The 20,829-nt window shown below is 68.3% G+C and carries 17 protein-coding genes and 6 tRNA genes; 12 read left to right on the top strand and 11 right to left on the bottom strand.

What is annotated here, in order from left to right; translation table 11 throughout:
• Positions 1-22: 22 nt before the first annotated feature.
• A complete protein-coding gene (gene smc, locus ACEN96_RS13760; RefSeq protein ID WP_495583656.1) occupies positions 23-3,535 on the bottom strand; it encodes a chromosome segregation protein SMC in 3,513 nt (1,170 codons plus the stop codon).
• A gap of 245 nt (positions 3,536-3,780) precedes the next feature.
• Here smc and queF point away from each other — a divergent pair, with 245 nt between their 5' ends.
• The 10 genes from queF to ACEN96_RS13710 all read left to right on the top strand — a co-directional run bounded on the left by queF (position 3,781) and on the right by ACEN96_RS13710 (position 13,392).
• Positions 3,781-4,212: a preQ(1) synthase gene (gene queF, locus ACEN96_RS13755; RefSeq protein ID WP_091725219.1), complete on the top strand. Its 432-nt coding sequence runs from the start codon at positions 3,781-3,783 to the stop codon at positions 4,210-4,212.
• 31 nt (positions 4,213-4,243) lie between these two features.
• On the top strand, positions 4,244-4,669 hold the full coding sequence (locus ACEN96_RS13750; RefSeq protein ID WP_495583655.1) for an SET domain-containing protein: 426 nt from the start codon (positions 4,244-4,246) through the stop codon (positions 4,667-4,669).
• Positions 4,670-4,732: 63 nt separating this feature from the next.
• The gene (gene dapC, locus ACEN96_RS13745) at positions 4,733-6,007 is read left to right on the top strand and encodes a succinyldiaminopimelate transaminase (protein ID WP_495583654.1); all 1,275 of its coding nucleotides are present in this window, start codon (positions 4,733-4,735) and stop codon (positions 6,005-6,007) included.
• A 53-nt stretch (positions 6,008-6,060) separates the two neighbouring features.
• A complete protein-coding gene (gene dapD, locus ACEN96_RS13740; RefSeq protein WP_495583653.1) occupies positions 6,061-6,879 on the top strand; it encodes a 2,3,4,5-tetrahydropyridine-2,6-dicarboxylate N-succinyltransferase in 819 nt (272 codons plus the stop codon).
• 40 nt (positions 6,880-6,919) lie between these two features.
• On the top strand, positions 6,920-8,086 hold the full coding sequence (locus ACEN96_RS13735; protein ID WP_495583652.1) for a PilT/PilU family type 4a pilus ATPase: 1,167 nt from the start codon (positions 6,920-6,922) through the stop codon (positions 8,084-8,086).
• A gap of 8 nt (positions 8,087-8,094) precedes the next feature.
• Complete coding sequence (dapE, locus tag ACEN96_RS13730; RefSeq protein ID WP_495583651.1) at positions 8,095-9,246, top strand: succinyl-diaminopimelate desuccinylase; 1,152 nt, start codon at positions 8,095-8,097, stop codon at positions 9,244-9,246.
• Positions 9,243-10,142: a 50S ribosomal protein L3 N(5)-glutamine methyltransferase gene (prmB, locus tag ACEN96_RS13725; protein ID WP_495583650.1), complete on the top strand. Its 900-nt coding sequence runs from the start codon at positions 9,243-9,245 to the stop codon at positions 10,140-10,142. The genes dapE and prmB overlap by 4 nt, the downstream gene beginning before the upstream one ends.
• A complete protein-coding gene (locus ACEN96_RS13720; protein ID WP_495583649.1) occupies positions 10,139-12,133 on the top strand; it encodes an ATP-binding cassette domain-containing protein in 1,995 nt (664 codons plus the stop codon). The genes prmB and ACEN96_RS13720 overlap by 4 nt, the downstream gene beginning before the upstream one ends.
• A 271-nt stretch (positions 12,134-12,404) precedes the next feature.
• Positions 12,405-12,911: a MarR family winged helix-turn-helix transcriptional regulator gene (locus ACEN96_RS13715; RefSeq protein WP_495588610.1), complete on the top strand. Its 507-nt coding sequence runs from the start codon at positions 12,405-12,407 to the stop codon at positions 12,909-12,911.
• A gap of 46 nt (positions 12,912-12,957) precedes the next feature.
• Positions 12,958-13,392 carry an organic hydroperoxide resistance protein gene (locus tag ACEN96_RS13710; RefSeq protein ID WP_495583648.1) on the top strand — a complete coding sequence of 145 codons (435 nt, stop codon included), beginning with the start codon at positions 12,958-12,960 and terminating at the stop codon, positions 13,390-13,392.
• Between the two features lie 86 nt (positions 13,393-13,478).
• On the opposite strand, the gene ACEN96_RS13705 is transcribed toward ACEN96_RS13710, so the two are convergent.
• Entirely contained in the window at positions 13,479-14,414 is a 936-nt protein-coding gene (locus tag ACEN96_RS13705; protein ID WP_495583647.1) for an asparaginase, read from the bottom strand.
• 136 nt (positions 14,415-14,550) lie between these two features.
• Between ACEN96_RS13705 and lexA the strand changes: the two genes are divergently transcribed.
• Together lexA and ACEN96_RS13695 are read left to right on the top strand one after the other, a co-directional pair.
• Entirely contained in the window at positions 14,551-15,228 is a 678-nt protein-coding gene (lexA, locus tag ACEN96_RS13700) for a transcriptional repressor LexA (RefSeq protein ID WP_495583646.1), read from the top strand.
• A 17-nt stretch (positions 15,229-15,245) separates the two neighbouring features.
• Positions 15,246-15,551 (top strand): helix-hairpin-helix domain-containing protein, encoded by a 306-nt coding sequence (locus ACEN96_RS13695; protein ID WP_495583645.1) that lies wholly within the window; start codon positions 15,246-15,248, stop codon positions 15,549-15,551.
• Between the two features lie 83 nt (positions 15,552-15,634).
• Here ACEN96_RS13695 and ACEN96_RS13690 read toward each other — a convergent pair.
• The 9 genes from ACEN96_RS13690 to purF all read right to left on the bottom strand — a co-directional run bounded on the left by ACEN96_RS13690 (position 15,635) and on the right by purF (position 20,795).
• A tRNA-Asp gene (locus ACEN96_RS13690) sits at positions 15,635-15,711 on the bottom strand.
• 102 nt (positions 15,712-15,813) lie between these two features.
• A tRNA-Glu gene (locus tag ACEN96_RS13685) sits at positions 15,814-15,889 on the bottom strand.
• Positions 15,890-15,939: 50 nt separating this feature from the next.
• Positions 15,940-16,015: transfer RNA gene (locus tag ACEN96_RS13680), tRNA-Ala, on the bottom strand.
• 49 nt (positions 16,016-16,064) lie between these two features.
• A tRNA-Asp gene (locus ACEN96_RS13675) sits at positions 16,065-16,141 on the bottom strand.
• A gap of 182 nt (positions 16,142-16,323) precedes the next feature.
• Positions 16,324-16,399 (bottom strand) — tRNA-Glu (locus tag ACEN96_RS13670).
• 43 nt (positions 16,400-16,442) lie between these two features.
• Positions 16,443-16,518, bottom strand: a tRNA-Ala gene (locus tag ACEN96_RS13665).
• A gap of 145 nt (positions 16,519-16,663) precedes the next feature.
• The gene (gene gltX / locus ACEN96_RS13660; protein WP_495583644.1) at positions 16,664-18,052 is read right to left on the bottom strand and encodes a glutamate--tRNA ligase; all 1,389 of its coding nucleotides are present in this window, start codon (positions 18,050-18,052) and stop codon (positions 16,664-16,666) included.
• Positions 18,049-19,284: an O-succinylhomoserine sulfhydrylase gene (locus ACEN96_RS13655; RefSeq protein ID WP_495583643.1), complete on the bottom strand. Its 1,236-nt coding sequence runs from the start codon at positions 19,282-19,284 to the stop codon at positions 18,049-18,051. The genes gltX and ACEN96_RS13655 overlap by 4 nt, the downstream gene beginning before the upstream one ends.
• A complete protein-coding gene (gene purF / locus ACEN96_RS13650) occupies positions 19,284-20,795 on the bottom strand; it encodes an amidophosphoribosyltransferase (RefSeq protein ID WP_495583642.1) in 1,512 nt (503 codons plus the stop codon). The genes ACEN96_RS13655 and purF overlap by 1 nt, the downstream gene beginning before the upstream one ends.
• Positions 20,796-20,829: the final 34 nt, after the last annotated feature.

Here is a 20,829-nt window from a genome sequence, read left to right as displayed (position 1 = left end):
GCCGCGATCACCGTCGTCATCCTCATTGCTCGGCCATCGCCAGCGCGGATTCCATGTCCACCGCCACGATGCGCGACACGCCCTGCTCCTGCATCGTCACGCCGATCAGCTGCCTGGCCATCTCCATCGCGATCTTGTTGTGGGAGATGAACAGGAACTGCGTGATCTTGCTCATCTCCGACACCAGCCGCGCATAGCGCTCGGTGTTGGCGTCGTCCAGCGGCGCGTCGACCTCGTCCAGCAGGCAGAACGGCGCCGGATTCAGCTGGAAGATCGCGAACACCAGCGCGATCGCCGTCAGCGCCTTCTCGCCGCCCGACAGCAGGTGGATGGTCGAGTTCTTCTTGCCTGGCGGCTGAGCCATCACTTGCACGCCGGCGTCCAGGATCTCGTCGCCGGTCATCACCAATTTCGCCTGGCCGCCGCCGAACAGGCTCGGGAACATGCGGCCGAAATGTTCGTTGACCTGGTTGAAGGTCGTGCCCAGCAGGTCGCGCGTCTCCAGGTCGATCTTGTGGATCGCATCCTCCAGCGTCGTGATCGCGCTGGTCAGGTCCGCGTACTGCGAGTCCAGGAAGGTCTTGCGCTCGCGCGCCGCGCCCAGCTCGTCCAGCGCCGCCAGGTTGACCGCGCCCAGCGCGGCGATGTCGCGCGTGATGCGGTCGATCTCGCCCTGCAGGCCGTACAGCTTCACGCCGCCGTCCTCGATGCCCTGGGCCAGCGCCGCCAGGTCGACGCCCGCGGCGACCAGCTGTTCCATGAACTGCGCGCCGCCCAGCGAGGCCGCCTGCTCGTCGAGCTGCAGCTTGGTGATGCGCTCGCGCAGCGGATCGAGCGCGCGCTCGATCGTCATGCGCTGCTCCTCGCTGCGCTTGAGGCGCTGGCTGAGGTCGTCGTAGCTGGCGCGGACCAGCGCCAGCGCCTGCTCGCGTTCCATCTTCAGCGCGAGCGCGTCCTGCAGCCCGGCCTGGGCCGCGGCGTCGTCCAGCTCGGCGCGCTCCTGCGCCATGTTCTGCACGGTCTGCTCGTTGACCTGCACCTGCTGGCGCGAGGTCTCGATGCTGCGCTGCAGCTCGCCGCGCTTGGCCGCCAGCGCGCGGGCGCTGAACACCGCCTCCTGCGCGCGGCGCTCCAGCACGCGCTGATGCTCGCGCGCCTCGGCCAGCTTGCGCTCGGACAGGATCACCGACTCGTCGAGCTCGGCATGCTTCTCCTGCGTCGCCGCGAGCTGCAGGTCCAGCTCCTCGAAGCGGGCCTCGCCTTCCATGCGGCGCTCCATCAGCGCCTCGGTCTGCGCGTCGATCTCGCCGAGCTCGTCATCGAGCTGCGCGCGGCGCGCCACGGCGGCCTCGGTCTGCTGCGCCAGGCGCAGCAGCTCGACCTGCAATTGATGCGCCCGGGCCTGAGTCTCGCTGGCCTCGCGGCGCACCACCGCCAGCCGCTGCGACACGTCGGTGTAGGCGGCCTCGGCGCGGATCGCCTGGGCGCGCGCCTCCTCGGCGATCAGCGTCTGCGCGCGCTGCTCGCGCTCCAGGTTCTCGATCTCCTGCGCCCGCGCCAGCAGGCCGGCGGTCTCGCTGTCGGGCGCGTAGAAGCTGACCGCGAACTGGCTCACCGCGTGGCCCTCGCGGGTCATGATGACCTCGCCGTGGCTCAGCTTCGGTCGCTGCGCCAGCGCGTCCGTGATGGACTCCGCCGTGTAGATGCCCTCGAGCCAGTCGTTCAGCAGCGCCTTCATGCCGCTGGATTCCAGCTTCAGCAGGTCGCTCAGCGGCGCGAGCGCGCGATGCGTGTTGGCGATGTCGCCGCTGGGCAGCGAGTAGAACGCCAGCCGCGCCGGCGGCGGGTCGGACGCGAAGGCCTGCACCGTCTCCAGCCGGCCCACCGACAGCGCACCCATGCGCTCGCGCATCGCGGCCTCGAGCGCGTTCTCCCAGCCCGGCGTGATGTGCAGCTGGGTCCACAGGCCCTTGATGTCCTGCAGCCCGTGCTTGGCCAGCCAGGGCTTGAGCTTGCCCTCGGTCTGCACCTTCTCCTGCAGCGCGCGCAGCGCGGTCAGCCGGGCGACGATGTCGGTCAGCTTCGCGGCCTGCTGCTGCGATTCCTGCTGGGCCTGCTGGCGCGCCTGGTCGGCGGCGGGCGCGGCCTCGGCCAGTTCCGCCAGCCGCGCGTCGGCGACCGCCTGCTGCTCGTCGGCGGCGACGGACAGCCGTTTCACCTCGTCGAGCTTGTCGTGCTGCGGCGCGGCCAGGCCCTGGCGCTCCTGCGCCAGGCGCTCGCGGCGGCCGCGCAGGCCCTTGAGCTGCTCGTCGACGCTGCGGCTCTCCGCCGCCAGCACCTGGATCTGCTGCTGCACCTGCGTGACCTGGGTGCGCTGCTCGTTGGCGCGGGCCTGGGCGGCGCGCACCTGGTCCTCGACCTCGGGCAGCTTCATGGCCTGGTCCTCGGCCTGCGCGGCGAGGATCTCGCTCTGCTCCTCGGCCTGGGCGATCTGGGTGGCGACGTCGTCCAGCTCCAGTTGGGCCTGCTCGGCGCGCTCCTGCCACTGCTGGTTCTGCGCCTGCAGCTCCACCAGCCGCTGCTCGAGCCGCTGGCGGCCCTCGACGACGTAGCGGATGCGCTCCTCGAGCCGGCTGACCTCCATCTGCGCCTCGGCCATGCGGCCCTGCGCGGCATGCAGCTCGTCGCCGGCGCCGTAGTGGGCCTGGCGGATGGTCTCGAGCTCGGCCTCGAGCTGGCGCAGCTCGGCCATCCGGGCCTCCAGCGCGTTGACCGCCTCCAGGTGCTCGCCCTTGACCCGCGCCGACTCGCCGGCCGCGTCGCGGTGCTTCAGGAACCACAGCTGATGCAGCTTCAGCGTGCCCTGCTCCTGCAGGTGGCGGTAATTCGCGGCGACCTCGGCCTGGCGCTCCAGTTTCTCGAGATTGCTGTTGAGCTCGCGCAGGATGTCGTCGACGCGGGTCAGGTTCTCGCGCGTGTCCTTGAGGCGGTTCTCGGTCTCGCGGCGGCGCTCCTTGTACTTGGAGACGCCCGCGGCTTCCTCGAGGAACATGCGCAGTTCCTCGGGCTTGGATTCGATGATCCGGCTGATCGTGCCCTGGCCGATGATGGCGTAGGCGCGCGGCCCCAGGCCCGTGCCCAGGAACACGTCCTGCACGTCGCGCCGGCGCACCGGCTGGTTGTTGATGAAGTAGCTCGACGTGCCGTCGCGCGTCAGCACGCGCTTGACGGCGATCTCGGTGAACTGGTTCCACTGCCCGCCGGCGCGCGCGCTGGTGTTGTCGAACACCAGTTCCACGCTCGAGCGGCTGGCCGGCTTGCGGTTGCCCGAGCCGTTGAAGATCACGTCCTGCATGGACTCGCCGCGCAGTTCGCTGGCCTTGCTTTCGCCCAGCACCCAGCGCACCGCGTCCATGATGTTGGACTTGCCGCAGCCGTTGGGTCCGACCACCCCGACCAGTTGCCCGGGCAGCTGGAAGTTCGTCGGATCGGCAAAGGACTTGAAGCCCGAGAGCTTGATCGAGTTCAGTCGCATCGAGACGTTCGAACCATGACCCGCCCGGAATGTGAGCCAAGTCTTTGATTTGATTGTGAAAACGCCCCATGCAGGGGCGTCCGGTTCGCGGCGGATGATACCATCGCGCCCTTCGTCTTTTCCCCAGCCCCATGGCCAAGAACCCCTCCGCCAAGCCGGCCGCCAAGGCGGCCCCGAAGTCCGCCGCCAAGCCGGCCAAGCCGGCCAAGACCGCCGGGACCGCCGCCGCGCCCAAGATGCGCGAGATGCCGCCCAACCCGCCGAGCCGGCCCAGCAAGGAGATCCACGTCTTCCCGAACCCGGCCCCGGAGCGCGACTACGTCATCCAGTTCCAGATCCCCGAGTTCACCTGCCACTGCCCGCTGACGGGCCAGCCCGACTTCGCGCACTTCACGATCGACATGATCGCGGACCAGTACTGCGTCGAGCTCAAGAGCCTGAAGATGTACTTCTGGAGCTATCGCGACGAAGGCGCGTTCCACGAGAAGGTGACCAACACCATCCTCGAGGACATCGTGAAGGTCACGAATCCGCGCTTCATCCGCATCACCGCCAAGTGGTACGTGCGCGGCGGCATCTACACCAACGTCGTGGCCGAGCACCGCAAGAAGGGCTGGAAGCCGCTGCCGGCGGTCGATCTGCCGGCGCACGGCTTCGAGACCGGCCTGCTGCGCTGAGCGGCCCGCGGCTGACGCTGAGGCGACCGGGATGGCCCTGGCCTACGACACCAGCACGCAGTTCGTCGCGGTGGCGCTCAGGCGCAGCCGCATCGACGGCTACGGCGTGTTCGCGGCCGAGGCCATTCCCGCCGGCACGCGGCTCGGCCTGCTGACCGGCGAATCGATCACCGTGGCCGAGGCGCGCCGCCGCGCCCAGGCCGGCACGCGGCTGATGCTGGTGGAGCTCTCGCCCGCGCGGGCGATCGATGCCAGCCGCTCGCAGGACGCGATGCGCTTCACCAACCATGGCTGCCGGCCCAACGCGCGCATCCAGGTCGAGGACGGCGAGGTCAGCTTCTTCGCGCTCCAGCACCTGGCGCCGGGCGACGAGATCACCGTCGACTACGGCCTCACCCATCACGAAGGCCGCCTGAGCTGCCGCTGCGGCGCGCCGGACTGCCGAGGCTCGCTCTGAGCGACAACCCAGCGTTGTCCACCCGAGTACGGCCACCGGGACCCGCCGCCCTATGATTCCGGGATGACTTCCCCCGCTGCCACGTCCCCGGTCAGTCCTGCGGCCCATGCTCCGGTCAATCCCCGGTTGGCGCTGCTGAACCCCTACCCCTTCGAGCGGCTGCGCGCCCTGACCCAGGGCATCGTCCCCAACCCCGATCACCGCCCGATCTCGCTGGGCATCGGCGAGCCCAAGCATCCGGCGCCCCGACTGGTCGAGGAAGCCCTGATGGCCAACCTCCAGGGCCTGTCGAGCTACCCCGCCACCGCCGGCGACCCCAGGCTGCGCGAGGCCATCGCCGGTTGGCTGCGGCGCCGCTACGCGCTGAGCCTGGACCCGGCCACGCAGATCCTGCCGGTCAACGGCTCGCGGGAAGCGCTGTTCGCGCTGGCGCAGGTCGTGATCGATCCGAGCCGTCCGGGCGCCACCGTCGTCTGCCCCAATCCGTTCTATCAGATCTACGAAGGCGCCGCGCTGCTGGCCGGCGCGACGCCGGCCTTCGCGAACTCCGACCCGGCCCGCAACTTCGCCGCCGACTGGTCGCAGATCGACGAGGCCACCTGGTCCCGCACGCAGCTGCTCTACGTCTGCTCGCCGGGCAATCCGACCGGCGCGGTGATGCCGCTGTCCGAGTGGAAGACGCTGTTCGAACTCAGCGACCGCCACGGCTTCGTGATCGCCTCGGACGAGTGCTACTCCGAGATCTATTTCCGCGACGGCCCCGACGCCGCGCCGCTGTCGGGCCTGCAGGCCGCGGTCCAGCTCGGCCGGCCGGACTTCCGCAACCTGATCGCGTTCACCAGCCTGTCCAAGCGCTCCAACGTGCCGGGCATGCGTTCGGGCTTCGTGGCTGGCGACGCCGCGTGGATCAAGCGCTTCCTGCTGTACCGGACCTATCACGGCTCGGCGATGAGCCCGCTGATCCAGGCCGCCAGCATCGCCGCCTGGAACGACGAGGCCCACGTGATCGAGAACCGCGCGCAGTACCGCGCCAAGTTCGCCGCCGTCACGCCGCTGCTGGCTGAGGTCCTCGACGTGGCCCTGCCCGACGCGGGTTTCTACCTGTGGGCGGCGGTGCCAGACGGTAACGATATTGGCTTCGCCCAGGGCCTGCTCGCTCAATACAATGTCGGCGTTCTGCCCGGCAGCCTGCTGGCCCGCGACGCCCACGGCCTCAACCCGGGCGCCGGCCGCATCCGCCTGGCGCTGGTGGCCGGACAGGCCGAATGCCTGGAAGCCGCCCACCGCATCGTCTCCTTCGCGAAGCAACTCAAGTCACCGGCCGGATCGACGGCCTGAACCTCCAGGCGCTTCGCGCCGCTCCTCCGAATCCTCTCGAACATCCCCGCACCATGACGCAAGACCTGCAATCGATCATCGACCTCGCCTGGGAAGGCCGCGCCAACCTGAACCCCGCCAACAGCCCCGAGGTGCGCGCCGCGGTGGACGAGGTGCTGGGCCGCCTGGACGCCGGCTCGCTGCGCGTGGCCGAGCGCAAGGCCGTCGGCGAATGGACCGTGCACCAGTGGGTCAAGAAGGCCGTGCTGCTGTCGTTCCGCCTGAACGACAACCGCCAGATGGGCGCCGGCGACATGACCTTCTTCGACAAGGTCCCGACCAAGTTCGGCGGCATGAGCGACGAGGCGCTGCGCGCCACCGGCGTGCGCGTGGTGCCGCCGGCCGTGGCCCGCCGCGGCAGCTTCATGGCCAGGAACGTGGTGCTGATGCCGTCCTACGTGAACATCGGCGCCTACGTCGACGAAGGCACCATGGTCGACACCTGGGCCACCGTCGGCTCCTGCGCCCAGATCGGCAAGAACGTCCACCTGTCCGGCGGCGTCGGCATCGGCGGCGTGCTGGAGCCGCTGCAGGCCAACCCGACCATCATCGAGGACAACTGCTTCATCGGCGCCCGCTCCGAGATCGTCGAGGGCGTGATCGTCGAGGAGAACTCGGTCATCTCGATGGGCGTGTACATCGGCCAGAGCACCCCGATCTACGACCGCGAGACCGACACCGTCTCCTATGGCCGCGTGCCGGCCGGCTCGGTCGTCATCAGCGGCAGCCTGCCCAAGAACGACAAGTACAGCCTGTACGCCGCGATCATCGTGAAGAAGGTCGACGCCGGCACGCGCGCCAAGACCAGCATCAACGAGCTGCTGCGCGCCTGATCCCCAGCCTGAAGAAGAGCATCCGTCCGGAGGAGACCGCATGAGCACGGGAAACATGGAGCGCATCCTGCGCCTGATGGCAGAGAAAGGCGCGTCCGACACCTACCTGTCGGCCAACATGCCGGTGCTGATCCGGATCAACGGGCAGATGCTGCAGCTGTCCGACCAGCTGCTGACGCCGGCCCAGCCGCGGGCGCTGATCTCCGAGGTCATCGACCCGCAGCACCTGGCCGAGCTCGACAACAACGGCGAGCTGAACCTGGCGGTCTCGATCCCGAAGGTCGGCAGCTTCCGGCTGTCGGGCTTCCGCCAGCGCGGCTCGATCGCGGCGGTGTTCCGCCACATCCCGCACGTGATCCCGACGCTGGACAGCCTGGGCCTGCCGCCCATCCTGGGCAAGCTGATCACCGAGAAGCGCGGCCTGATCCTGATGGTCGGCGCGACCGGCACCGGCAAGAGCACCACGCTCGCGTCGATGCTGGAGCACCGCAACCAGACGATGACCGGCCACATCCTCACGATCGAGGATCCGCTGGAATACCTGTTCACCAACAAGCGCTCGCTGGTCAACCAGCGCGAGGTCGGCCGCGACACCGCGTCGCTGCAGATCGCGCTGAAGAACGCGCTGCGCCAGGCGCCGGACTGCATCCTGATCGGCGAGATCCGCGACCGCGAGACGATGACGGCCGCGATCTCGTACGCGCTGTCGGGCCACCTCGTGGTGGCCACGCTGCACGGCAACAACAGCTACCACGCGCTCAACCGGATCATGTCCTTCTACACGCCGGAGTCCCGTCCGGCGATGCTCAACGACCTGGGCGCGGGCCTGAAGGCGGTGATCTCGCAGCGCCTGGTGCGCGCCGCCGCGGGCGGCCGCGTGCCGGTCACCGAGATCCTGCTGAACACCAAGCTGATCGCCGAGCTGATCGAGCAAGGCGACTTCGCCGGCGTCAAGGAGGCGATGGAGAAGTCGATCGCCGAAGGCTCGCAGAGCTTCGAGGAGCACTTCGCCAAGCTGATCACCGAAGGGGCGATCACGCGCGAGGAAGGCCTGGCCTTCGCCGACTCGCCGACCAACCTGCTCTGGCGCCTGCAGAACGACGGCCCCGGCGTGAAGCCCGGCGGCCCCGGCGCGTCGAAGAAGGAAGAGCCCGCGGACGACACCGCCAACTTCACGTCGATCACGCTCGACGTGCAGCCGGGCTGACGGCCGCGATGGACGAGCGCACGCTCGCGCTGCTCGAGCAGTTGATCGCCCGCCCGTCGGTAACGCCGGACGACGCCGGCTGCCTCGAGCTCATCGGACAGCGCCTGGCCGCCGCCGGCTTCACGCTGGAACGCATGGACAGCGGCCCCGGCGGCTTCCGCGTGGCCAACCTGTGGGCGGTGCGGCGCGGCCGCGAGGCCGAGGGACCGGTGCTGGTCTTCGCCGGCCACACGGACGTCGTCCCCACCGGCGATCTTGCCCGGTGGAGCAGCGATCCCTTCGTGCCCACGGTGCGCGGCGGCCGGCTGTACGGACGCGGCGCGGCGGACATGAAGACCTCGCTGGCGGCGATGGTCGTGGCGGCGGAGGACTTCGCCGCCGCGCATCCGGACCACCGCGGCAGCGTCGCCTTCCTGCTCACCAGTGACGAGGAAGGTCCGGCGCGGGATGGCACGGTCGTCTGCGTCGAGCGCCTGCGCGCGCGCGGCGAGCGGCTGGACTACTGCATCGTCGGCGAGCCGACCTCGGTCGAGCGCCTGGGCGACACGGTCAAGAACGGCCGCCGCGGCTCGCTGTCGGGCCGCCTGCGCGTCATCGGCATCCAGGGCCACGTCGCCTACCCGCAGCTGGCGCGCAACCCGGTCCACCAAGCCGCGCCGGCGCTGGCGGAGCTCGCGGTGACCGAATGGGACGCCGGCAACGACCACTTCCCCCCGACGACCTTCCAGGTGTCCAACCTCGCGGCCGGCACCGGCGCCGGCAACGTGATCCCCGGCGAGCTGACGGTGGACTTCAACTTCCGCTTCTCGACCGAGTCCACGCCCGACACGCTGCGCCAGCGCGTGCACGCGCTGCTGGACCGGCATGGCCTTGAATACACGCTGGACTGGACGCTCTCGGGCGAGCCCTTCCTGACGCCGGTGGGCGCGCTGTCGGCCGCGATCGGCGCGGCCATCGCCGACGAAACCGGCGTGACCACCGAACTCTCCACGACCGGCGGCACCTCGGATGGGCGATTCATCGCCAAGCTGTGCCCCCAGGTGGTGGAATTCGGACCGCTCAATGCGAGCATCCACAAGATCGATGAATACGTGCCGCTGGACCAGATCGCGCCGCTGACGCGCATCTACCGACGCACGCTGGAGAATTTGCTGCTGTGACGCTGTTGGAATTGATCGAGGCCCAGGCCGCCCGCCTCTCAGAGGCGGGCGTTTCGTTTGGGCATGGCACCGCGAACGCCTTCGACGAGGCCGCCTGGCTGGCGCTGTGGGCGCTGGACCTGCCGCTGGACGCGCTGGATGAACACGGGGCCGATGTCATCGACGACGCCGGCCGCGCGAAGACCGAGGCGCTGGTGGCCGAGCGCATCGCCACGCGCAAGCCCGCCGCCTACCTCACCCGCGAGGCGTGGCTGCAGGGCGTGCCCTTCTACGTCGACGAGCGCGCGATCGTGCCGCGCAGCTTCATCGCCGAAGTGCTCGCCGACGCGACCATCGACGCCTGGCTGTCCGACCAGACGACCCGCGTGCTGGACCTGTGCACCGGCAACGGCAGTCTCGCCGTGCTGGCGGCGATGGCCTGGCCCGAGGTGTCGGTCGACGCGATCGACCTGAGCGCCGACGCGCTCGCGGTCGCGGCGATCAACGTCGAGCGCCACGGCTTCAAGGACCGGATCCGGCTGCTGCAGGGCGACGGCCTCGCGCCGGCGCAGGGTCCGTATGACCTGATCCTGTGCAACCCGCCCTACGTCAACAGCGCATCGATGGCCGCGCTGCCCGACGAGTACCGCGCCGAGCCCGAGCTCGCGCTGGCCGGCGGCGCCGATGGCATGGACTTCATCCGCCGCCTGCTGGCCGATGCGCCCGCGCGGATGAGCGCGCACGCGGTGCTGGTGCTGGAGATCGGCAACGAGCGCGAGTTCTTCGAAGCCGCCTTCCCGCGGCTGGAGGCGGCCTGGCTCGAGACCTCGGCCGGCGAGGACCAGGTGCTGCTGCTGACGCGCGAGGCGCTGGCGGCCGCCGGCTTCGGCTCGGCCGCGTCGGGAGCGTCCGCATGATCACCTTGCGCAACGTGGTGCTGCGGCGCGGCACCAAGATCGTCCTCGACGACGCGAGCGTCGTGCTCCAGCCTGGCGAGAAGGTCGGCCTGGTCGGCCGCAACGGCGCGGGCAAGTCCAGCCTGTTCGCGCTGCTGACCGACCGGCTGCACAGCGACAAGGGCGATGTCGAGATTCCCCGCCACTGGGCGCTGGCCGAGGTCGCGCAGCACATGCCCGAGACCGAGATGCCGGCCACCGAGTTCGTGCTGGAAGGCGACGTCCGCCTGATGGCCGCCCGGCAGGCGCTGGCCGACGCGGAAGCGGCCGACGACGGTCACGCGATCGCCGATGCCTACGCGCAGCTGATGGACGCCGGCAGCCTCGATGCCCCCGCCCGCGCGCAGGCGCTGCTGATGGGCCTGGGCTTCAAAGGCACGCAGGTCGATGCGCCGGTGAACAGCTTCTCCGGCGGCTGGCGCATGCGCCTGCAGCTGGCGCGGGCGCTGATGTGCCCCTCCGACCTGATGCTGCTGGACGAGCCGACCAACCACCTGGACCTGGACGCCCTGGTCTGGCTGGAAGCCTGGCTGCAGCGCTATGAAGGCACGCTGATCATCATCAGCCACGATCGCGAATTCCTGGACGCGATCACCAAGGTCACGCTGCACCTGGACGAGACCAAGCTGCATCGCTACGGCGGCAACTACACGGCCTTCGAGGCCATGCGCGCCGAGCGCATGCTCCAGCAGCAGCAGGCCTTCGACAAGCAGCAGGAGCGCATGGCGCACCTGCAGAAGTTCATCGACCGCTTCAAGGCCAAGGCCTCCAAGGCCAAGCAGGCGCAGAGCCGCGTCAAGGCGCTGGAGCGCATGGAGCGGCTGGCGCCGGTGCTCACCGCATCGGACTTCAGCTTCGAATTCCGCGAGCCGCTGAACCTGCCCAACCCGATGCTGATGTTCGACACGGTCTCGGTCGGCTACGACACGGACGAGGGCGAGAAGGTCATCGTGCGCGGCATCGACCGCTCGGTGCTGGCCGGCCAGCGCTTCGGCATCCTGGGCGCGAACGGCCAGGGCAAGTCCACCTTCGTGAAGACGGTGGCGCGCATGCAGCGCGCGATGGGCGGCACGATCACCGAGGGCAAGGGCCTGTCGATCGGCTATTTCGCGCAGCAGGAGATGGACGTGCTGCGGCCCGACGAGGGCCCGCTGATGCACATGATCCGGCTGGCCAAGGAGGTCAGCCCGAACGCGCGCGAACAGGAGCTGCGCGACTTCCTGGGCCAGTTCCGCTTCGTCGGCGACATGGTCAACCAGGAGGTCGGCAGCCTGTCGGGCGGCGAGAAGGCCCGGCTGGTGCTGGCGATGCTGGTGTGGCAGCGCCCCAACCTGCTGCTGCTGGACGAGCCGACCAACCACCTGGACCTGCAGACCCGCGAGGCGCTGTCGATGGCGCTCAACGAGTTCGAGGGCACCGTCATGCTGGTCAGCCACGACCGCGCGCTGCTGCGCGAGGTCTGCGACGAGTTCTGGCTGGTGGCCGACGGCAGGCTCGCGCCCTTCGATGGCGACCTCGACGACTATCAGCGCTGGCTGCTGGAGCAGTCCAAGGAGGCCGCCAAGATCGCGAAGGAGCAGGCCAAGCAGGCGCTGCGCGACGCGCGGGGCGCCAGCGCGCCGGCTCCGGCGCCCGTGGCCGCGGCCCCGGCTCCCGCGCCCGCCGAGCCGGTCAAGCGCGAGGACCGCAAGCTCAGCGGCCAGGCCCGCCAGAAGCTGAACGAGCAGACCCGGCCGCTGCGCAAGGAGATGGAGCAGATCGACGCGAAGATGAAGGCCTGGACGCAGGAACGCGCGGCGCTCGAAGCGCAGCTCTCCAGCCCCGGCCAGACGCCCGCGCAGATCGCGGACGCCGGCAAGCGCCTGAAGGCCATCGGCGACGAGATCGACGAGGCCGAGATGCGCTGGCTCGAGCTGAGCGAGCAGGTCGACGCGATGCAGTCCGCCGGCTGAGCGGGCCCCGGCCTTTCAATCCCCTCCCCCGCAAGGCGGGAGAGGGAGTTCTCACCGGGGCATTCGAACAGGGACCGTCTTGGCGCGTCCCCTCTTTCCGTGCTGGTGGCAGCAGCCCGGGGCGCCGATAGTCCGTCTCAACTACGGGCAAAGACCATTTAAATTGTGTGCAATTAAATAGCTCGCTACAGTTCATCCCATGCCGAAGACGAACCGCCCCAGACCGCAGGACGCCGCCGCTCCCGTCGGCGCCGCTGGCGGCCAGCCATCGATGCCCGCGGGCACCGACTGGCTGAAGCTGGATGTGCAGCTGTGCTTCGCGCTGTATTCGACCTCGCTGGCGATGACCAAGCTCTACAAGCCCCTGCTGGCGCCGCTTGGCCTGACTTATCCGCAGTACCTGGTCATGCTGGTGCTGTGGGAAACCGATGGCATTGGCGTCTCGGAACTGGGGCAACGGCTGAGCCTGGATTCCGGCACGCTGACACCGCTGCTGAAGCGGCTCGAAGCCAGTGCCCTGATCGAGCGCCAGCGTGCCCGCAGCGACGAGCGCCGCGTCGAGATCCATCTCACAGCCTCCGGCCGCGCGCTGCGCGATCAGGCGGTCGGCATTCCCGAGCAACTGGCCTGCGCCAGTGCCTGCGGTCCGGCCGAACTTGAATCGCTGACGCGCCGTCTGCAGGAACTGCGGACGAATGTACTGACCCATCTCGCCGCCGATCTCGCCGCCGATCCCGCCGCCCTCGCGGCGGACGGCGGCGAGGATGGCAACACCTGACCCCAAGCGTTCTTTCCCAACCCTCTCACCCACCAAGGAGCCCTACATGGCCATCGAAAAAGCCCTCTACACCGCCACCGCCACCGCCACCGGCGGCCGTCAAGGCACGGCCCAATCGTCCGACGGCGCGCTGAAGGTCGAGCTGTCGACCCCCAAGGAACTCGGCGGCGCCGGCGGCAGCGGCACCAACCCGGAACAGCTGTTCGCGGCCGGCTACTCCGCCTGCTTCATCGGCGCGATGAAGGCCGTCTCGGCGCGCAACAAGGTCGCGCTGCCGGCCGAAGTCTCGATCACCAGCGAAGTCGGCATCGGCCCGCACGCCAACAAGCCGGGCGCCTTCGGCATCGCCGTGTCGATGAAGATCTCGGTGCCGGGCATGGACCGCGCGCAGCTGGAGAAGCTGGTCGCCGAGGCCCACGAGGTCTGCCCGTACTCGAACGCGACCCGCGGCAACGTCGACGTCACGCTGACGATCGTCTAAGCACCGCGATCACCCGGGTCATCCCGGGCCCGCCATGAAAAAAGCGCCGGCATCCGCCGGCGCTTTGTCGTTGGGCGCCCTGATCTTCAGCGCTGCCGCAGCAGCGCGAGCATCAGCTCGACGCGCGCCGCCCAGGGCGACAGCCCCGCCGCGGGCTCGCCCTGCGCGCCCACGATGCGGCCTTGCGCGCATCGCGTGGTCCGCCACACCGGCACGCCGGCTTCCTTGAGCGCGCGCACCGGCGCCTCGAGCGCCTGGTTCACCGTGCCGTTGCCCGTGCAGGCCAGCACCAGCCCCTGCAGGCCGGCGGCGCGCCAGGCCTCGAGGGAACGCGCCTCCGCGCCCGCGTGGCTGGCGAGCACCTCCACCCAAGGCCACTGCGCCGCGTCATCCGGCAGCAGGGACGCGCCGAGCGCCTCGCCCGCCGGCCAGTCACGAAAACGCCGCACGGCGCCCTCCTCGACCACGGCCAGCGGTCCGGCATCGGGACCTGCCTCGAAGGCGTCGAGCCGGTAGCTGTGCGTCTTGCGCAGCTCCAATCCAGACCACACCTGCCCCGCCACGACCGCGACGACGCCGCGCACCCCATCGCTCTCCGCGACGGCCACCGCGTCCAGCAGGTTCTGCGGACCATCCGCCTGGATGGCCGTCGCCGGGCGCATGGCGGCGGTCAGCACGACCGGCTTCTCCGGCGCCAGGACGCGCTGCAACAGGTAGGCGGTCTCCTCCAGCGTGTCGGTGCCATGCGTGATCACGACGCCGCGCACCTCCGGCCGGTCCAGGTGCTCCCGCACCCGCTTGGCCAGCCGCGCCCAGGTCGCATGGTCCATGTCCTTGCTGTCGAGCTGGGCCAGCTGCTCAGCCTCCAGCGGCCTCGACGCCAGTGCCGGCACCGCCTTCACCAGCGACGCCACCGACAGCGAACCGGCCTTGTAGCCGACGTTGTCCGTCGCGCTGCCGGAGGCCCCCGCGATGGTCCCGCCGGTGCCGATGATCACGAGCGTCTGCGCCGCACTTTGCAATTTGTCGTCTCCTGTATAAAAATCCAGATGCTGGATGAATTCTCAGGCGGCTCTCGAACCTCGAACCTCGAACCTCGAACCTCGAGCCGCGCCGGGAAGCAACGTCCAGTCCTCAATGGAATAAAGGCCTGTGCCCGTGGCAACACCACCCAAACTCACCGCCCGCCAGCAACAGATCTTCGATCTGGTCCGCGACAGCATCGAGAGCACCGGCTCCCCGCCCACCCGCGCCGAAATCGCGCAGCAGCTGGGGTTCAAGTCCGCCAATGCCGCCGAGGAACACCTGCAGGCGCTCGCCCGCAAGGGCGTCATCGAGCTGGTGGGCGGCACGGCGCGCGGCATCCGCCTGCCGTCGACGGCGCTTCGCCAGGTCAACCGCGCCCGCGAGCACAGCCAGTTCGCACTGCCGCTCGCGAGCCTGGCGCAACTGACGCTGCCGCTGGTGGGCCGAGTCGCGGCCGGGGCGCCGATCCTCGCCGAGGAACACGTGGAGCAGCACTATAGCGTCGACCCTTCGATGTTCTCGAAGGCGCCCGACTTCCTGCTGCGCGTGAAAGGCATGAGCATGAAAGACATCGGCATCATGGACGGCGACCTGCTCGCCGTGCAGAAGATCAGCGAAGCGCGCAATGGGCAGGTGGTCGTCGCGCGCATTGGCGACGAGGTCACCGTGAAGCGCTTCCAGCGTCATGCGGGCGGCATCCGGCTGCTGCCAGAGAACACGGATTTCGAGCCGATCGACGTCACACCGGATGAGCAGTTCGCCATCGAAGGTCTGGCGGTCGGCTTGATCCGTTCCGGCGGGTTTCACTGACCCTGCCGGAGCCCGGCATGTCCGCGCGAAAGACGCACACCAAAGCGGCTTCGGCCGCTGAATGTCAGACATTGCGGCAGATTCCCAACATCGGCCCCGCGATGGTTCGGGATTTTGAATCGATGGGGATTCGCCAGCCGGCGGATCTCATCGGTGCCGACGCCTTCGCGCTGTATCAGCGAATCTGCAAGCTGACCGGTCAGCGCCACGATCCCTGCGTGCTGGATACCTATATGGCAGCCGTCGATTTCATGAACGGCGCACCGGCGCGAGATTGGTGGAGTTATACGGCGCAACGCAAGCGCGAGTATCCAGATCTCTGAATACCAGCCGCGGCGCGGTCCATTCAAATCCGAACGGACAAAAGAAAAAACCCTGTCGACTTGCATCGACAGGGTTTCAATGTTGGCGGAGTGGACGGGGCTCGAACCCGCGACCCCCGGCGTGACAGGCCGGTATTCTAACCAACTGAACTACCACTCCAAATACGACGTTGTTAAGCACGTCGATATCGTTAGCGAACAAGTTTCGCTGCAAGCCACCGATTCCGTTCGGAACCGCGATGCAGCCAAGCCTTGTCAAACTTGGCGTCCCCTAGGGGATTCGAACCCCTGTAATCACCGTGAAAGGGTGGTGTCCTAGGCCTCTAGACGAAGGGGACTCAACCTTCTTGCTGCGACTCGGTCCGCGCCCAGTCTCCGTGAAGGATTCTGGTGGAGGTAAGCGGGATCGAACCGCTGACCTCTTGCATGCCATGCAAGCGCTCTCCCAGCTGAGCTATACCCCCGAATGCTTTCGCATCGAATCGGTACGCAGCCCGAGTCTCAACTCATTGTTGGCGGAGTGGACGGGGCTCGAACCCGCGACCCCCGGCGTGACAGGCCGGTATTCTAACCAACTGAACTACCACTCCAGATACTCAAGATCTTTTGATCCGTCGCATCAAACTCTTCTCGCTTTGCCGCCATCAATTGCTTGATGTCAGCGCCGCGTCGATTTCGTTACTATACCTGATATTGACAACGATCAAATCGATTTCCGAAGAATTTTTCGATTTTCTCGATCAATCTCTGATCAGTAACCAAGCTCGAAACTTGGCGTCCCCTAGGGGATTCGAACCCCTGTAATCACCGTGAAAGGGTGGTGTCCTAGGCCTCTAGACGAAGGGGACTAAACCTTCTTTCCTTGAACCGCGCGCCACACAAACCGAAGTTTGGTGGAGGTAAGCGGGATCGAACCGCTGACCTCTTGCATGCCATGCAAGCGCTCTCCCAGCTGAGCTATACCCCCTTTGGGGATTCGATCCGGCGTCTCTTCGGCTTCCTGGAATCTCATCGGGGAGCTCGCGCTCCCCGTTTTGATTCGCTGTCTGCCGCTTTGAAGTTCGTTTCGAACTACGCGCTGTTCAAGCGAGAACGAGAGTATAGACCGAGTTTTAAACGGAACGCAAGCGGTTCAACAAAATTTCTTTGTCAAAGAGTTCCAGCACCGCATCGACCGACGGCGTCTGCGCGCGGCCGCACGCCAGCACGCGCACCGGAATCGCCAGTTGCGGCATCTTCAAGCCCTGCGCGGTGATCGTTTCCTTGATGGCGGCGCTGATCGCCGCCTTGTCCCAGGTGGCCAGCGCCTCGAGCTTGTCGGCCAGCATCAGCACCGCCGGCTTCACCGCCTCGGTCAGATGCTGGGCGCGGTCGGCGTCGCCCACGGTCACCGGCGACACATACATCGCCAGCCAGTCGGCCAGCGCCACCGTCGTGCTGCAGCGGTCCTTGAACAGGCCGCACATCGCCTCCAGCCGCGCCGGCGCGGCCAAGCCGCGCTTGGCCAGCTGGGCCGCCACCAGCGTGGCCAGGCGCGCGTCGCCGGCCTGCTTGATGTAATGGGCGTTGACCCACTCGAGCTTGGCCGGATCCCATTGCGCCGGGCTCTTCGAGATGTGCCCGCCGTCGAACCACGACACCATCTGCTCGATCGAGAACAGCTCGTCGTCACCGTGGCTCCAGCCCAGCCGCGCGAGGTAGTTCAGCATCGCCTCGGGCAGATAGCCGTTGTCCTCGTAGGCGGTCACGCTGACGGCGCCGCGGCGCTTGGACAGCTTCTGGCCGTCGTCGCCCAGGATCACCGGAATGTGGCCGAACGCGGGGAGCCTGGCCCCCAGCGCGTTGAAGATGTTGATCTGCCAGGGCGTGTTGTTGATGTGCTCGTCGCCGCGGAAGACGTGGGTGATGGCCATGTCCCAGTCATCGATCACCACGGCGAAGTTGTAGGTCGGCACGCCATCGGGCCGCAGGATGATCAGATCGTCGATCTCGCGGTTGTTGATGGTGATCGGCCCCTTGACCACGTCCTCCCAGGTCACGTCGCCGTCGACCGGATTCTTGAAGCGCACCACCGGCGTCACGCCTTCAGGGACCGGCGGCAGCGTCTTGCCCGGCTCCGGACGCCAGGTGCCGTCATAGCGGCGCTTCTCGCCGCGCGCCTCCTGGCCGGCCTTCATCGCATCCAGTTCTTCCGGCGAGCAATAGCAGCGGTAGGCGGTACCGGCCGCGATCATCTGCTCGACGACCGCGTGATAGCGCTCCAGGCGCTGCATCTGGTAGATCGGGCCCTCGTCGTAGTCCAGGCCCAGCCACTTCATCGAGGCCAGGATCTGCTCGACCGAGTCCTGCGTCGAGCGGGCGACGTCGGTGTCCTCGATGCGCAGCACGAACTGGCCGCCGAAGTGACGCGCATAGGCCCAGGAGAACAGCGCGGTGCGCGCCGTGCCCAGGTGCAGGAAGCCCGTCGGCGAGGGAGCGATGCGGGTACGGATGGTGGTCATAGGGAGTTCAAACCGCGGGCCAGGTCGGCCTTGATGTCTTCGATGTCTTCCAGGCCGACCGCGACGCGGATCAGGCCTTGCGTGATGCCGGCCGCCTGGCGCTGCGGCTCGGTGAGCCGGCCATGCGAGGTGCTGGCCGGGTGCGTGATGGTGGTCTTGGTGTCGCCCAGGTTGGCGGTGATGGAGCAGATCGTCGTCTGGTCGATCACGTGGAAGGCGGCCGCGCGGCCCTTGTCCTCGGCGCTGCCCTTGACGATGAAGGACACCACCGCCCCGCCCTGCCCGCCTTGCTGGCGCATCGCGAGTTCATGCTGCGGGTGCGACTTCAGGCCCGGGTAGTAGACGCGCTCGATGGCGGGATGCGCCTCCAGCCACTGGGCCAGCACGGCGGCGCTGGCGGTCTGCGCCTTCATGCGCACCGACAGCGTCTCCATGCCCTTGAGCACGACCCAGGCGTTGAACGGCGACAGCGACATGCCCACCGAGCGCATCACCGGCGTGAACACCTCGTCGACGAACTTCGACGACGCGCAGATCGCGCCCGCGATCACGCGGCCCTGGCCGTCCAGGTACTTGGTGCCGGAATGGATGATGAAGTCCGCGCCCATCTTCGCCGGCTGCTGCAGCGCGGGCGACGCGAAGCAGTTGTCGACGGCCAGCAGCGCGCCATGGCCATGGGCGATCTCCGCCAGCGCGGCGACATCGCAGACCTCGGTCAGCGGATTGGTCGGGGTCTCGGCGAACAGCAGCCGGGTGTTGGGCTGCAGCGCGTTCTTCCACTCGGCCAGGTCGGTCTGCGACACGAAGGTGGTCTGGACGCCGAACTTGCCGAACTCGCCCTGCAGCAGCTTGATCGTCGAGCCGAACACCGAGCGCGAGCACACCACGTGGTCGCCGGCCTTCAGCAGCCCCATCACCAGCAGCATGATCGCGGACATGCCCGAGGACGTGGCGATGCAGGCCTCGGTGCCTTCGAGCGCGGCCAGGCGGCGCTCCATCATCATGACCGTCGGATTCGAGAAGCGGCTGTAGACGAAGGCCTCCTCCTCGTTGGCGAAGCGGCGCGCGGCGGTCGCCGCGTCCGGATGCACGAAGCTGCTGGTCAGGAACAGCGCCTCGGAGTTCTCGCCCCACGGCGTCGCCGGCAGGCCCTCGCGGACCGCGAGCGTGTCCAGCCGCGCGTCGGCGGGCAGCGCCACGCGCGGGATGCCGCCCTTCTTGTCGCTGGCCATCACTGGTCTCCGCCGCTCTGCAGCGCCAGACGGCTGCGCGCCGGCAGGTCCTCTTCCTCGGGCTGCGACTTGCGCTGCGCCTGCAGCGTCGCGAAGTCCTCGGCCGACACATCGCCGGTGATGTAGGTGCCGTCGAAGCACGAGGCCTCGAAGCCGTTCAACCCGGGACGCAGCTGGGCGACCACGCGCTTCATCGCGTCGACGTCCTGGTAGATCAGCGCGTCGGCACCGATGAACTGGCGGATCTCCTCGACCGAGCGGCCGTGGGCGATCAGTTCCTCCTTGGTCGGCATGTCGATGCCGTAGACGTTGGGGAAGCGCACCGGCGGCGCGGCCGAGGCCAGGTAGACCTTGTTGGCGCCAGCCTCGCGGGCCATCTGCACGATCTCCTTGGAGGTCGTGCCGCGCACGATCGAGTCGTCGACCAGCAGCACGTTGCGGCCCTTGAACTCCAGCCCGATCGCATTGAGCTTCTGGCGCACCGACTTCTTGCGCGTGGACTGGCCCGGCATGATGAAGGTCCGGCCGACATAGCGGTTCTTGACGAAGCCCTCGCGGTAGGGCTTGCCGATGCGGTGCGCGAGCTGCATCGCCGACGGGCGGCTCGATTCGGGGATGGGGATGACGACGTCGATCTCGCTGGGCGGGATGGTCGAGATCAGGCGCTGGGCCAGCGTCTCGCCCATGTTCAGGCGGGCCTGGTAGACCGAGATGCCGTCCATCACCGAGTCCGGCCGCGCCAGGTAGACGAACTCGAACATGCAGGGGTTCAGCGTCGGATTCTCGGCGCACTGCTGCGTGTGGAGGGCACCGTCCGTGTCGATGAACAGGGCCTCGCCGGGCGCGAGGTCGCGCGTCAGCGTGTGGCCGGTGCCCTCGAGCGCGACGCTCTCGCTGGCCACCATCACCTCGCCATCGCCCGACTGGCCGAAGCACAGCGGCCGGATGCCATACGGATCGCGGAACGCGAGCAGCCCATGGCCGGCGATCAGCGCGATCACGCCGTACGAGCCCTTGATGCGCTTGTGCACCGCGCTCACCGCCTTGAAGATCTGCGCCGGCGTCAGCGGCAGGTCGCGGCCGGCCATCTCCAGCTCGTGTGCCAGCACGTTGATCAGCACCTCGGTGTCGCTCTCGGTGTTGATGTGGCGGCGGTCGACCTCGAACAGCTCGGCCTTCAGCGCATGGGCGTTGGTCAGGTTGCCGTTGTGGACCAGCACGATACCGTAGGGCGCGTTGACGTAGAAGGGCTGCGCCTCTTCCTCGCTGTAGGCGTTGCCGGCGGTCGGATAGCGGACCTGGCCCAGGCCCACGTTGCCGGGCAGCGCGCGCATGTTGCGGGTGCGGAACACGTCGCGCACCATCCCGCGCGCCTTGTGCATGAAGCACTTCTGGCCCTGCATGGTGACGATGCCGGCCGCATCCTGGCCGCGATGCTGCAGCAGCAGCAGCGCGTCATAGATCAACTGGTTGACCGGCGCCTTGGAAATCACACCGACGATGCCGCACATGGGAGGTCCTTCAATGCTCTGGGAACGGGAGGAA

Source organism: Roseateles sp. Mitsp63 (genome assembly GCF_059491535.1).
This window is presented reverse-complemented; position numbering and strand designations above follow the sequence as displayed.